This window comes from Methylobacterium sp. C33D (genome assembly GCF_053345825.1).
On record NZ_JBKFAV010000015.1, the window covers coordinates 1 to 13,962 of the forward strand.

Sequence of the window (13,962 nt, forward strand, 5' to 3'; positions counted from 1 at the left end):
GGCCGATCCGGTCGGCACGGCGGCCGCGCCGGCGCCGGCCGCCGACGCCAACGACGAGTGGCCGGCCGCCGCCGCACCGGCGGAGCCGGCGGCCGGCGCGGCCCGCGAACCGGTTCTGGAGGCGGGGCGGTCCCTGCGTCACTCGCCGGAGCGGTTCGTGAACCGCGAGCTGTCCTGGCTGCAGTTCAATCGGCGCGTCCTGGAGGAGGCGTCGAACCCGAACCACCCGCTCCTGGAGCGCCTCCGCTTCCTGTCGATCTCGGCCAACAACCTCGACGAGTTCTTCATGGTCCGCGTCGCCGGCCTGATCGATCAGGTCCGGGCGGGGATCACGGTCCCGTCGCAGGACGGCCTGTCGCCGTCGGAGCAGCTGGTCCGGATCGGCGCCGAGGTGTCGCGCCTCGCCGCCGACCAGCAGGCCCGCTGGCGGGACCTGCGCGAGGAGCTGCACGCGGCCGACATCGACATCGTCGAGCCCGCCGCCCTCTCGGCCGAGCAGGCGGCGTGGCTCGAGGAGTACTTCCTCAACCACGTCTTCCCGGTCCTGACGCCGCTGGCGATCGATCCGGCCCACCCGTTCCCGTTCATCCCGAATCTCGGCACGACGATCGCGCTGATGCTGGTGCGGCCGAAGGACGGCCGTCTGCTGCGCGCGCTCATCCGCCTGCCCGGCGTCATCGACCGCTTCGTGCGCCTGCCGGTGAGCGACAGCGAGACCGCGGCGCGGCTGATGCCGATCGAGCAGGTGATCGGGATGTTCACCGGTCGGCTCTTCCCGGGCTACCTCGTGAAGGGCAGCGGCGCGTTCCGCGTGGTCCGCGACTCCGACCTGGAGATCGAGGAGGAGGCGGAAGACCTCGTCCTGCATTTCGAGACCGCGCTGAAGCAGCGCCGCCGCGGCGTCGTGATCCGCCTCGAGGTCGAGTCCGGCATGTCGGAGGATCTGCGCAGCTTCGTCGCCGACGAGCTCGAGATCGCCGCGGACGCGATCTTCCTCGTGGAGGGCATGCTCGCCCTGAACGAGCTGTCCCAGGTCGTCGGCATCGACAGGCCCGACCTGAAGTTCAAGCCCTACAACCCGCGCTTCCCCGAGCGCATCCGCGAGAGTGGCGGCGACGTCTTCGCGGCGATCCGCCAGAAGGACTTCATCGTCCATCACCCCTACGAATCCTTCGACTCGGTGGTCCAGTTCCTGGCCCAGGCCGCCCGAGACCCGAACGTCGTCGCGATCAAGCAGACGCTCTACCGGACCTCGTCGAACTCGCCGATCGTCGCGGCCCTCGCCGAGGCCGCCGAGCTGGGCAAGTCCGTCACCGCGCTCGTGGAGCTGAAGGCGCGGTTCGACGAGGAGGCCAACATCCGCTGGGCGCGCAACCTGGAGAAGGCGGGCGCGCAGGTCGTGTTCGGCTTCGTCGAGCTGAAGACGCACGCCAAGCTGTCGCTGGTGGTACGACGCGAGGGCGACAGGCTCGTCACCTACTGCCACGTCGGCACCGGCAACTATCACCCGATCACGGCCCGCATCTACACCGACCTCTCCTTCTTCACCGCCGACCCGGCGATCGCCCGGGACGTGTCGCGCATCTTCAACTTCATCACCGGCTACGCCGAGCCGGCGGAGCTGGAGCGGATGGCGGTCTCGCCGCTGACGGCGAAGAACAAGCTGCTCGAGCACATCGAGGCGGAGGTGGCCCATGCCAGGGCCGGGCGCCCGGCCGCGATCTGGATCAAGTGCAACTCCCTGGTCGACGGCCAGATCATCGACGCCCTCTACGACGCCTCGGAAGCCGGCGTTCAGATCGACTGCGTGGTCCGCGGCATCTGCTGCCTGCGGCCGGGCATTCCCGGCCTGTCGGAAACGATCCGGGTGAAGTCGATCGTCGGCCGCTTCCTGGAGCACGGGCGCATCTACGCTTTCGGCAACGGCGTGGGGCTGCCGCACCCCAAGGCCACGGTCTACATCTCGTCCGCCGACCTGATGAGCCGGAACCTCGACCGTCGCGTCGAGGCGCTGCTGCCGATCACGAATCCGACGGTGCATCAGCAGGTGCTCGACCAGATCATGCTGGCCAACCTGCTGGACAACCGCCAGAGCTGGCGGCTCCTCGCCTCGGGCGGGTGTGAACGGATCCAGCCCGCCGAGGGCGAGGAGCCGTTCAACGCCCACAAGTATTTCATGACCAATCCCAGCCTCTCGGGACGCGGCAAGGCCTCGAAGAAGTCGAGCCCGCGGGCGCTGAGCCGCCGTGCGCAACGCAGCTGAGTTTCGCCGCGCGGCGTCGCTGGGGTAAACCTCCCGCACGGCGCGTCGGCAGGCGCGCCGGGCTGATGAAGGACTCGGACGTTTGGGCAGCCCTCTTGCCAATCTCACCCTCGCACACGACGCGGAGGCGATCGACAGCGCCGCGCAACAGCCGGTGGCGATCATCGACATCGGCTCGAACTCGGTCCGCCTCGTCGCGTATGACGGGCTGACCCGGGCGCCGACGCCGCTCTACAACGAGAAAGTGCTCTGTGGCCTGGGGCGCAACGTCCTGACGACGGGCCGACTGAACGAGGAGGCGGTGGCCCGTGCGCTCGCTGCCCTGGCGCGGTTCCGGGTGCTGTGCCAGACGATGCGCGTCCGGCAGGTCTTCGTGCTCGCCACCGCGGCGGCGCGGGACGCCGAGAACGGTCCCGACTTTCTCCGCGCCGCCGAGGCGGCCTGCGGCCAGGAGATCCAGCTCCTCTCCGGACGGCGCGAGGCGGAGCTCTCGGCGCTCGGCGTGGTCTCGGGCTTCCACGCACCGAACGGGGTCGTCGGCGACATGGGCGGCGGCTCCCTCGAACTCGTGGACGTCCGCGGGGCGGTCGTCGGCCAGGGCGTGACCATGCCCCTCGGCGGTCTCGCGCTCCAGGACCTGTCGGGCGGCTCGGTCAAGAAGGCCGCCAAGATCGTCCGCGAGTACATGCGCAAGGCGGCCCCGCAGCTCGAGACGCTGCGCGGCCGGACCTTCTACGCCGTCGGCGGCACGTGGCGCGCGATCGCGCGGCTCCACCAGGCGGCCCGCGGCTACCCCGTGCACGTGATGCACGGCTACACGGTCGAGCCCACCGACGAACTCAGCTTCCTCCAAGTCGTCGAGCAGACCGACGTTGCGCTGCTGCAGGACGTCGACGCGATCTCGGAAGCGCGGCGCCCGCTGCTGGCCTACGGAGCCGTCGTGCTGGAGGAGATCATCCGGGTCGGACGCCCGCGCGAGGTGGCGATCTCGGCATCGGGCGTGCGGGAGGGCCTGCTGTTCGAGCAGCTCGATCGGGACACCCGGCTGATCGACCCGCTGCTGGCCTCGGCGTCGGAGTTCAACGTCCTGCGCGCGCGCTCGCCCCGCCACGGGGAGGAGTTGATCGCCTGGACGGACCGATTCGTTGCGACTCTGGACGGCCACGAGACCGCCGACGAGCGCCGGCTGCGCCACGCGGGCTGCCTGCTGTCGGATGTCGGCTGGCGGGCACATCCGGACTATCGCGGGGAGCAGAGCATCGCGGTGATCCAGAACGCCGCCTTCGTCGGCGTGGATCATCCGGGCCGCGCCTATCTCGCCCTGGCAGTGTCCCTGAGGCACACGGGCCTGGCGCCCGAGAAGGCGAACGCGATGCTCCGGAGCGTGGCCGGTCCGCGCCTGTTCGAGCGCGCCCGCCTCCTGGGCGCCTTGCTCCGGATCGCCTTCCCGATCTCGGCCGGCATGGACGGCGCGCTCGGTCGTGCCCCGCTCACCGTCGAGGATGGCCGCGTGGTGCTGCGCCTCCCGCGCGACTGGGAGGCTCTGACCGGGGACCGCCTGTTGAACCGTGTTCGCGGCCTCGGGCGCATCATCGGCCTGGACGGGCGTGTCGAGGTCACGGACGGCGCCGCCTGATCCGCGCGGCTCAGGTCCGTACCGGACGACGCACCACGTCGCCGGCGCCGCGGACCGAGCACCCGCCGATGCGGCGACGGCCTCGCGCGACGCCGAGGCCATCCTCGCCCTCCGGGACCGGTATGCCGCGCGTGGAAGCCCGCACGCGGCCCGCCTGACGCGACCTGCGGTGGCACGCGACCGCCGCGACTCATCGCGTGAACGCTGCCGCGCGGCCCAGAATACCTCGATCGATCGATAGATCCGCGATAACATTCGTTTAATTGAGAAACCTAAATTTTTTATTTGTCATTCCATTCCCTGCTTTCAATTCAACATTAAAACGACATTTCATCGTATGTATCGCCAATACATACTATCCAATAGTTTCACTACCCAGGGTGATCGGCCACGCACTTCGCTCTATGATGCGCGCGACGCCCCGAACGACCTCGCATTGTGGACTGTCCGCGCGATGAGATGGCTTGGCTATTTCTCAATCAAAGTCGTCATGTGCACGACAATATTCTCGATGGCGTTGATGTTATTGGGATACGCTGGAAATGCTCTGGTCGAGGCGCGGCTCCAGGCGCAACAGGCCGACGTCGCGGTCACATTGACCCGCGCCAGCCGCCAGCTGCTCAAGACGATCCTGCCGACGCGCCTCGAGAGGGGGGCGGCCCTCGCCCTGAGCGGAGACGCCGCCGCCGACCCGGACAGCCTGAAGGCCTACGCGACGAATCGGGATGCCGTGATCGCGAATTTCAGGAGCCTTCAGGATCTCCTGAAAGACCGCGATCTGCCCGCCGTGACGGTGACGATAGCGAGGCTGATCGCCGCCCAGGACGCGGTGAACCGGCTCCGCCCCCGCATCGATGAAGCCCTGCGCGTACCGAAGCCGAAGCGGGACCCTGCGCTGCTGCCCGCCGTTCTGACGGCCTTCCAGGAACTCGTCGACGCGCTGACGGCGACTACGGACGCCGTGGATTCGGCCATTCCGCGCGCCGACGCGATCCTGCAGCGCTACCTCGTCCTCAAGCGGTCGGCCTGGGCGACCCGCGTCGCGATCGGCAACGTCGCATTGCGGGTGCATACCTCGCTGGCTGCCGGGACATCGTGGTCGCTGCCGGAGACCGTGGCCGCGGCCCAGGAGCGGGCCCGGGTGCAGTCGGCATGGTCGAGCACCAGCGAGGCCGCGGCGCAGGGCTCGGACGCCGTGCGGGCCGCGTTCGAGAGGGCCAAGCGCAGCAATTTCGAGGGCGAGGCGGCGGAGGCGGCGCGCGCGATCTTCGACGCGCTGAGCCAGCAGCGGGCGTCCCCCTACACGTTCCAGGACCTCCGGAAACGGAACACCGTCGAGCAGATGACGATCGTGGATCTCGCCGATGCCGCCCTCGCCGAGATGGTGTCGCGGGCCGAGAACCTCGCCGCGGCGGCGGACCGCGTTCTCCTGCACAGTGCCGCGGCGCTGCTGGCGGTCCTGCTGCTCGTCGGTCTGGGTCTCGTGGCCCTGTTCAGGGGTGTGCTGCGCCCGCTCCGGATCATCGCCACCGCGATGCGGACGCTGACGGCGGGCGGGACCGCCGTCGACCTCCCGGTGCACACCTACCGGAACGAGTTCGCGCCGATCATGGTGGCCGTCCAGGCATTCCGGGACAACCTGATCCGCACGCGGGCCCTCGAAGGCGAGGCCGAGCGGGCGCGGCTGGACGCCGACGACCAGCGCCGGGACAGCCTGCGCCAGATGGCACAGCGCTTCGAACAGGCGGTCGGAGGCATGATCGGTCAGGTCGCGGCCTCGGCCTCCGCCTTGCAGGTCACGGCGCAGACGATGACCGCGACGGCTACCCAGACGGCCGGGCAGTCGACGACGGTCGCGGCCGCCGCCGAGCGGGCGTCCAGCAACGTCAACACCGTGGCGGCGGCCGCCGAGGAACTGGGCACGTCCGTGGAGGAGATCGGCCGGCAGGCCGACGGCTCGGCCGATCTCGCGCAGAAGGCGGCGGCCGAGGCCGACCGGACCGCCGCGCGCGTCCAGGATCTGAGCAGCGCCGTGAACAAGATCGGCACGATCGTGGGGCTGATCTCGACGATCGCCGAGCAGACCAACCTGCTGGCGCTGAACGCCACCATCGAGGCGGCGCGCGCGGGCGCCGCCGGCCGCGGCTTCGCCGTGGTGGCATCGGAGGTGAAGGCCCTGGCCGAGCAGACCGCCAAGGCCACCGACGAGATCGCCGGTCAGATCGCGCAGGTCCAGGCCTCGACCGGTCAGGCGGTGGAGGCCATCGCGGCGATCACCGCGCGGATCCGCGAGATCAACGGCGTGGCGACCTCGATCGCGGCGGCCGTCGAGGAACAGGGTGCGGCGACCCGGGAGATCGTGCGGAACGTCGGGCAGGCGGCTGTCGGCACCGGCGAAGTGACCAGCAACATCACCGGCGTCGCCCAGGCGGCCGAGAGCACGGGTCTGGCAGCCGGCCACGTCCTCGACGCGGCCTCTTCGCTCTCGGATCAGTCCGACCACCTGACCGCGGAGGTCGGACGGTTCCTGGCGAGCGTTCGCGTCTCCTACGCGATCTCCGCCGCGCAGGTCGCGCTGGTGCGGAGCAGCTTCGCGACGGTGCAGTCAATGGGCGATGCCGCGGCGGACATCTTCTACGGCCGGCTGTTCGACACCGCGCCGCAAGTCCGGTCGCTCTTCCCGGACGACATGAGCGCGCAGAAGCGGAAGCTGGTCGCCATGCTGGCGCTGGCGGTGTCCAATCTCGACAAGCCGGAGGCCCTGGTCGCGACCGTGCGCGATCTGGGCGACCGGCACGCCGGCTACGGCGCGCTGCAGGCCCATTACGAGGCCGTCGGCGCGGCGCTGCTCTGGACCCTGGAGCAGGGGCTCGGCCCGGACTTCACACCGGAGGTCCGGGACGCCTGGGCCGAGACCTACCGGGTCATCGCCGGCCTCATGACGATGGCCGGGACCGCGAAGGCCGCGTGAACCGGCCGGAGGTCAGGCGACGCGATCGGAGAAGATCGCCTTCTTGACCACGGCGTGGACGCCCCAGTTGCCGTCGACGACCTGCGTGATCCCGAAATCGACCGCCACCGACATCAGCGAGATGGCCTCATCCTCGGTGAGGCCCTTCGCGTGCATCAGGAACTGGCGCATCTTCCGGAACGCGTCGCGCATGGCGAGGTCGATGGAGGATTTCTGGAAGATCGCGCTCTGGGCGTCCGGGCCGAGGTCGCGCAGGTAGTTCGGGTAACTGAAGCCGGACAGGACCCAGTCGTCCCGGGTCTCGATCATCGGGAAATCGAGGGCTTCCAGCGGCGTCCCGGGCAGGTCGGCCTTCTTGTGGAGGATGAACTGGAAGGTGCCGGTGAGCGAGCACTCGATCGCGGTGCCGCACAACTCGGAATCGCCCTGGCTGGCATGGGGATCGCCCACTGAGAACAGGGCGCCCGGCACTGCCACCGGGTAGTAGAGCGTCGCGCCCTTGCCGATCCGCCAGTTGTCGATGTTGCCGCCGGTATAGCTCGGCGGGATCGTGTTGACCCGGTCGGCCTCGGCGGGCGCGACGCCCATCGTGCCGAAATGCGGCCGGATCGGGACGCGGATCCCTTTCAGGACCTCGAAGGTCTTCTGCGTCTTCGTGTGGTCCACCGGCAGGCCGGGATAGTCGATGGTCGGATGGGAGACGCCGAACGGGTCGGTCACGCCCGGCCAGCGGAAGCTGTAGACCGCCCGGGCCCAGTCGCGCTCGCCGGTGGCGTCGACCTCGTAGATGGTCACGACCTCGCGGGGTTTATCGCCGGTGATCAGGTCGTTGTAGTGGTATCCCCACCACGCCGCCGCGTTGCTGCCGAAGGCCAATCCCTTGTACTTGGGGTTGGCGGAGGGCCGGGGGGCGACGTCGAGGATGCGCACCTCCAGGACGTCGCCGGGTTCGGCGCCGCGGATCGCCACCGGACCGGTGCAGATGTGCACGCCGAGGCCGCCGCCGGGGCCGACCTTGGCGTCCATGGCGCCGGCCCCGCGGGGCGAGACACCCATCTTGTCCTTGGTCCAGAGATAGACGCTCTCGGCGCCCGGATCGCCCTGGATCATGCGCTCGGCATCGTCGCTCGCCTGATGGGTGAGCGTCTCGATCGTGACGAAGTCGCCGGAACCGATCTCGACCTTGGGCTTGAGGCTGCGGCTGAAGAAGCCCCAGTGGACGGTCTCGGCATTCGCCGGCAGGTGGTAATGCGCCGTGGCGGCGATCTTGGCGCCGCTCGCCTGCGCCAGGGCCGGGCTCACGAGCGACGGGCCGCCGGCCGCCAGGGCCGCGGCGGCGGCGCCGGTCGCCGCGAAGCCGCTCTTCAGGAAGGCGCGCCGCTCCGGCTCCAGATCCCGCCGGAACCGGCGGCGGTGCTCCTCGAAGGCGTGGCAGGTTGGATCGTCGCCCGCGCACATCGCGTCATCTCCCGGTGGTTTCGTGGCCCCGGGACCGGCAAGCAAATCGACGGCCACGCTCGCGGCCGCCGACGGGCGCTCCTCACTCCGAGATCATGCCGACGCCGCTCTCCTCGGCTCTCGGAGCGGCCTCGTCCGCCTGGGCCTCGACCACGGCCGCGGCCGTGACGTTGACGATGCCGCGGGCCGTCACCGACGGCGTCAGGATGTGGGCGGGCTTGGCCGGGCCGATCAGGAGCGGGCCGACCGGCAGCGCGTCCGCCAGCACCTTCGCGAACTGGAAGGCGATGTTGGCGGCGTCGAGATTCGGGAAGACCAGGACGTTGGCCGCGCCCTTGAGCCGCGAGCCGGGCAGCACGCGCTCGCGCACCATCTCGTTCAGGGCCGAATCCGCCTGCATCTCGCCGTCGACCTGCAACTCGGGATCCCGCTTGTGCAGGAGCGCGAGGGCGTCGCGCATCTTCATCGCAGACGGCGAATCCGACTGGCCGAAATCCGAGTGGCTGAGCAGCGCGATCTTCGGCGTCATCCCGAACCGGCTGACGTGGCTGGCGCAGGCCTGCGCCACGTCGGCGATCTCCTCGGCCGTGGGGTTCTGGCGGACATGGGTGTCGGCCAGGAAGTAGGCGCCGTTATGGGTCACCACGAGGCTCATCGCGGCGCACTGCTCCACGCCCGGGGCGAGCCCGATCACGTCGCGGATGATGCGCAGCCGCGTCTCGAACCGGCCCTCGAGGCCGCAGATCAGCGCGTCGGCCTCGCCGCGGCGGACCGCGATGGCGCCGATCACGGTGTTGTTGGTACGGACCAGAGTCCGGGCCGCGTCCGGCGTGATGCCGCGGCGCCCGGCCACCTCCAGGTAGGTCTGGACGTAGGCGCGGTAGCGGGGATCGTCCTCGGGATCGATCAGCTCGAAGTCGCGGCCGTGCACCATCGACAGGCCGAAGCGCTTCAGGCGAGTCTCGACCACCCGCGGACGGCCGACCAGGATCGGCAGGGCGACCTTGTCCTCGACGATCGCCTGGACGGCGCGGAGCACGCGCTCGTCCTCGCCCTCGGCGTAGATCACGCGCTTGGGCTCGGCCTTCGCCTTCGAGAACAGCGGCTTCATGATCAGGCCGGACCGGTGCACGAACCGGTCGAGGCTCTCGACATAGGCGTCGAGGTCCGGGAGCGGCCGGCCGGCGACGCCCGAATCCATCGCGGCCTTGGCGACAGCGGGGGCGATGCGCAGGATCAGGCGCGGGTCGAACGGGCTCGGGATCAGGGATTTCGGCCCGAACGGGCGGGCCTCGCCGCCGTAGGCCCGGGCGACCACGTCGGAGGTCGTCTCGTGGGCCAGACCCGCGATCGCCTTCACGGCGGCCTTCTTCATCTCCTCGTTGATCTTGTGCGCGCCGACGTCGAGGGCCCCGCGGAAGATGTAGGGGAAGCACAGGACATTGTTGACCTGGTTCGGGAAGTCCGACCGCCCGGTGCAGATCATCGCGTCCGGCCGCTCCTTCTCGGCCAGATCCGGCATGATCTCCGGATAGGGATTGGCGAGCGCCATGATCAGCGGCTTCTCGGCCATCTCCTTCAGGTACTCGGGCTTGAGCACGCCGCCGGCCGACAGGCCGATGAACACGTCCGCGCCCGGGATCACCTCGGCCAGCGTCCGCTTGTCGGTCTCCTGGGCGTAGACGTCCTTCCACCGGTCCATCAGCTCGGCCCGGCCCTTGTAGACGACGCCCTTGATGTCGGTGACCGTGATGTTCTCGCGGGTGGCGCCGAGGGAGACGAGCAGGTTGAGGCAGGCGAGCGCCGCCGCGCCGGCGCCGGACGTGACGATCCGGACGTCGGACAGGTTCTTGCCGGCGAGTTCCAGGCCGTTGAGGACGGCGGCCGCGACGATGATCGCGGTGCCGTGCTGATCGTCGTGGAAGACCGGGATGTTCATCCGGGCCCGGCACTGCTCCTCGACCTCGAAGCACTCGGGCGCCTTGATGTCCTCCAGGTTGATGCCGCCGAAGGTCGGCTCGAGGGCGCAGACCACGTCGACGAGCTTGGACACGTCCTTCTGGTCGACCTCGATGTCGAAGACGTCGATGCCGGCGAACTTCTTGAACAGGACGGCCTTGCCCTCCATCACGGGCTTCGAGGCCAGCGGGCCGATATCGCCGAGGCCCAGCACCGCCGTGCCGTTGGAGAGCACCGCCACGAGGTTCTGGCGGACCGTGAGTTCGGCAGCCTGCTGCGGGTCGTCGTGGATCGCCATGCAGGCTGCGGCGACCCCGGGCGAGTAGGCCAGCGCGAGGTCGCGCTGGTTGCCGAGGGGCTTGGTCGCCTGGATCTCCAGCTTCCCGGGCTTGGGCAGGCGGTGGTAGACGAGCGCCCCGGCCTTGAGGTCCTCGGACATGTTATCGGCCATCGCCCACGCTCCCGCTCACCTTTTTCACCGAGGACGACACGGTCGCGCATCGCGCGGGCCCGCGTCATGACCGGTCTGTTGCACCGGCTGCGCAGGGGGCGCAACCCGCACAACGAGACCCGGATCCACCTCGCCACGCTGGCGAGGACCCACGGCTTCTCCATAGGCGCCTATTCGTACGGCCGTCCAAAAGTCCGCTTCCCGGAGAGCGGGCGGCGGCTGACGATCGGCCGCTATTGTTCCATCGCCGACAAGGTCGAGATCCTGCTCGGCGGCGATCACCGCCTCGACTGGGCGTCGACCTACCCGTTCGCGGCGATGCGCGGGCACTTCCCGGACGCCGCGGCGCCGGAGGATTACCACGCCTCGCGGGGCGACGTGGTGATCGGCAACGATGTCTGGCTCGGGTCCGGCTGCATGATCCTGTCGGGCGTCACCGTCGGGCACGGGGCCGTGGTGGCGGCCCGAGCCGTGGTGACCCGCGACGTGCCGGCCTACGCCGTCGTGGCGGGCAACCCGGCGCGGGTGGTGCGCCGCCGCTTCGACGCGGAGACCGTCGAGGCGCTCGTGGCGGCGGCGTGGTGGGACCTGCCGCACGATGCGGTGACGCGGCTGGTGCCGCTGCTCCAGAGCGGTCGGATCGCGGAACTGCTCACGGCGTTGCGCGCGGGCGCGGATTCCCGTACCGGCGGGGCCCAACGCGAAGACCATCCGAGATCCGGACGATGACCGACACGCCTCCCGACCGCCTCGCCTCGAACCCGAACAGCCCGTTCTACGACGAGAAGGTGCTGGAGCGCGGGGTCGGCGTCCGATTCAAGGGCGTCGAGAAGACGAACGTCGAGGAGTACTGCGTGAGCGAGGGCTGGGTCCGGCTCTCGGCCGGCAAGACCCTCGACCGGGCCGGCAACCCGATGACGGTGAAGCTGAAGGGCACCGTGGAGCCCTACTTCCGCGACCCGGTCGCGGAGGCCTGATCGGCCACCCGCGCGAGCGCGGACTCGAAGTTGCGGACGGCCTCGCGGACGAGCCTCCCGATCTGATCCGGAGAGCGCGGCCCGTCGACGACGAGGCTCGCGAGGATGTCGGAGCGGCGAGCGCGCTGCTTGGCGGTGCGCCCGTGATTCGAGACGCGCAGGTGCCAGGGGCAGCCCGGCCGCCTCAGGTACAGGCTGTCGCCGCGCTCGTTCCGGGCGACGATCGCGAAGTCGTCCGCCTCCAGCATCCGCGCCGCCAGACCGAGCGCCGCGAGCGGCGGAAGCGGGCCGACGGCGGTCACGGCCCGGCCGGCTCGATCGTGCCGAGGCGGCGCCGCCCGAGCGCCCGCGCCTTGAGCGCCAGGGCCGGCCGCTCGACCGCGTACCAGGACAGGGCCGCGACCGGCACCGCGAGGGCGAGGGCCGGGACCAGCAGCGCGATCCCGGAGGCGGACGGCCACAGGGCGTGCAGGCTCTGCTGGACCGGCCAGCCGTAGAGATAGATCCCGTAGGAGAGATCGGACGACGGGTCGAACACGCCGCGCGCCAGGGGGCCGAGGGCGAGCCAGACCACGCCGTAAGCCTCGGCGAGGAACAGCAGGGCGGGGTAGGCCGGCGTCCGCGCGAGGACGAAGGCGCCGAAGACCAGGCAGGCGAGGGCCGCTGCCGAGACCCGCAGGCGATCGCGCCACAGGTAGAGACACGCGCCGGCCGCGAAGATCAGCGGCAGGCGCAGCGCCGTCTCGGTGCCCTTGGGCAGGTCCGCCCCCCGGGATCCGCAGGCGATCGTCAGGGCGAGTGCCAGCCCCAGCACGATCAGGGGGGCCGACCACCGTCGCCGGAGCAGCCCGCACGGGGCGGCGACGAGGACGCCGAGGTAGCACAGCACCTCGTATTTCAGCGTCCAGACCGTGCCGAGGGGCGCGCGGTAGGGGTTGGATTCGAAGACGCCGGGGAGGGCGGCGTTGCTCTTGAAGGTCGTCAGCGTGCCGCGGATGAACGACCACAGGGCGGGATCGCGCCAGTACTCGGAGACGGGCAGACGGGTCAGCGCCGCGCCGAGCCCGAGCGCGACGACGAGCGTCGCCGCCACGAGGCCGGGCAGGATCCGCAAGGTCCGTGCGAGGGCGTAGTCTTGGATACCGCGCCGGTCGCAGCTCATCGTGACGAGGAAGCCCGACACGGCGAAGAAGCCGTTCACCGCGTGCTCGCCCAACGTGTAGCCGGTGAGCCAGGCGAGGGGCTCGTCGCCGGCGGCGCCGGTCGCGACGCTGAACGCGTGGGACACCACGACGGCCAGGGCCAGCATCAGCCGCAGGCCGGTGAAGCCGTTGGGCCCGCGCTCCAGCGCGGCCGCGATCGTCGGCGCGCTCATCCCGCCAGACCCTCGCGGGCCAGCGCGGTGCGGCCCCGGAGGAAGGCGAGGGCACCCGCGGCCGAGCCGCCGTAGCGCTCGAGTCCGGCCCGCCGCAGCACGAGCGCCGACAGCAGCGCCTTCGGCAGATTGGCGGCCAGGGCGGCGAGGCTCGGGTCCGGCAGACCGTACTTCCGGCTGACATAGGCGCGCGACCATGCCTGATGCCAGCGCGCGCGAAACACCCGTCCCGGCTCGGGCGCCGACGACCGTCCGCGACCGTGGAGCGCCTCGGCGCGGTGGACGTGGATCAGGGCGCGGCCGCTCTCGGCCACGCGCCGGCACAGGTCGTCGTCCTCGTAGAACAGGAAGATGTTCTCGTCGAACCCGCCGAGGTCGAGGAACAGGGCGCGCGGCATCATCAGGCAGGCCCCGGAGAGGAACGGCGCGCAGGCGTCGCCCTGCGGCAGCGCGCGCCGGCCGGCGGGATTGGTCAGGTAGGGCGCGAGCAGGGAGCGCGCCTGGAAGAAGAAGCGCCCGTCGGGTTCGACGAGGCGCGGGGCGAGCAGACCGGCATCCGGCCAGGCGCGGGCCGCGTCCAAGAGAGCGTCCACGGTGCCCGGCCGCAGCACGACGTCGGGGTTGACGACGAGGACGTGCTCCGCCGTCTCGGCCGCGCGGACGCCCCGGTTGTTGGCGCGCCCGTAGCCCTCGTTGCGGGCGTTGCGGATCACCTGCGCGCCGGCCGCCTCCGCGACCGACGCGGAGGCGTCCCGGCTGGCATTGTCCACGACGATCGCCGGCACGTGCTCGCCGGCGAGCGCCGCGAGGCAGGCCGGCAGCACGTCGGCGCTGTCGTGGGCGACGACGATCGCGACGAGGCTCGCCACCGC

The 13,962-nt window shown here is 70.6% G+C and carries 10 protein-coding genes; 5 read left to right on the top strand and 5 right to left on the bottom strand.

What is annotated here, in order from left to right:
- From ACLBXO_RS13670 to ACLBXO_RS13680, 3 genes are all read left to right on the top strand, one after another.
- Window positions 1-2,263: RNA degradosome polyphosphate kinase (locus ACLBXO_RS13670; RefSeq protein ID WP_447685690.1), on the top strand; the 2,263-nt coding region annotated here is incomplete at its 5' end.
- Between the two features lie 82 nt (window positions 2,264-2,345).
- Window positions 2,346-3,899, top strand: a complete 1,554-nt coding sequence (gene ppx / locus ACLBXO_RS13675) for an exopolyphosphatase (RefSeq protein WP_447685691.1) — start codon at window positions 2,346-2,348, stop codon at window positions 3,897-3,899.
- A 511-nt stretch (window positions 3,900-4,410) separates the two neighbouring features.
- Entirely contained in the window at window positions 4,411-6,870 is a 2,460-nt protein-coding gene (locus ACLBXO_RS13680) for a methyl-accepting chemotaxis protein (protein ID WP_447685692.1), read from the top strand.
- 12 nt (window positions 6,871-6,882) lie between these two features.
- On the opposite strand, the gene ACLBXO_RS13685 is transcribed toward ACLBXO_RS13680, so the two are convergent.
- Together ACLBXO_RS13685 and ACLBXO_RS13690 are read right to left on the bottom strand one after the other, a co-directional pair.
- Window positions 6,883-8,328: an acetamidase/formamidase family protein gene (locus ACLBXO_RS13685; RefSeq protein ID WP_447685693.1), complete on the bottom strand. Its 1,446-nt coding sequence runs from the start codon at window positions 8,326-8,328 to the stop codon at window positions 6,883-6,885.
- Window positions 8,329-8,410: 82 nt separating this feature from the next.
- Entirely contained in the window at window positions 8,411-10,738 is a 2,328-nt protein-coding gene (locus ACLBXO_RS13690; protein WP_447685694.1) for an NADP-dependent malic enzyme, read from the bottom strand.
- A 66-nt stretch (window positions 10,739-10,804) separates the two neighbouring features.
- Between ACLBXO_RS13690 and ACLBXO_RS13695 the strand changes: the two genes are divergently transcribed.
- Together ACLBXO_RS13695 and ACLBXO_RS13700 are read left to right on the top strand one after the other, a co-directional pair.
- The gene (locus tag ACLBXO_RS13695) at window positions 10,805-11,467 is read left to right on the top strand and encodes a CatB-related O-acetyltransferase (protein ID WP_331315666.1); all 663 of its coding nucleotides are present in this window, start codon (window positions 10,805-10,807) and stop codon (window positions 11,465-11,467) included.
- Window positions 11,464-11,715: a DUF3297 family protein gene (locus ACLBXO_RS13700; RefSeq protein ID WP_331315665.1), complete on the top strand. Its 252-nt coding sequence runs from the start codon at window positions 11,464-11,466 to the stop codon at window positions 11,713-11,715. Before ACLBXO_RS13695 ends, ACLBXO_RS13700 begins: the two co-directional genes overlap by 4 nt.
- On the opposite strand, the gene ACLBXO_RS13705 is transcribed toward ACLBXO_RS13700, so the two are convergent.
- From ACLBXO_RS13705 to ACLBXO_RS13715, 3 genes are read right to left on the bottom strand one after another with little or no spacing between them, the layout of a single operon-like run.
- Window positions 11,685-12,017 (bottom strand): hypothetical protein, encoded by a 333-nt coding sequence (locus ACLBXO_RS13705; protein ID WP_447685695.1) that lies wholly within the window; start codon window positions 12,015-12,017, stop codon window positions 11,685-11,687. The genes ACLBXO_RS13700 and ACLBXO_RS13705 overlap by 31 nt on opposite strands.
- Window positions 12,014-13,090 (bottom strand): acyltransferase family protein, encoded by a 1,077-nt coding sequence (locus tag ACLBXO_RS13710; protein WP_447685696.1) that lies wholly within the window; start codon window positions 13,088-13,090, stop codon window positions 12,014-12,016. The genes ACLBXO_RS13705 and ACLBXO_RS13710 overlap by 4 nt, the downstream gene beginning before the upstream one ends.
- Window positions 13,087-13,959 carry a glycosyltransferase family 2 protein gene (locus ACLBXO_RS13715; RefSeq protein ID WP_447685697.1) on the bottom strand — a complete coding sequence of 291 codons (873 nt, stop codon included), beginning with the start codon at window positions 13,957-13,959 and terminating at the stop codon, window positions 13,087-13,089. Before ACLBXO_RS13715 ends, ACLBXO_RS13710 begins: the two co-directional genes overlap by 4 nt.
- Window positions 13,960-13,962: the final 3 nt, after the last annotated feature.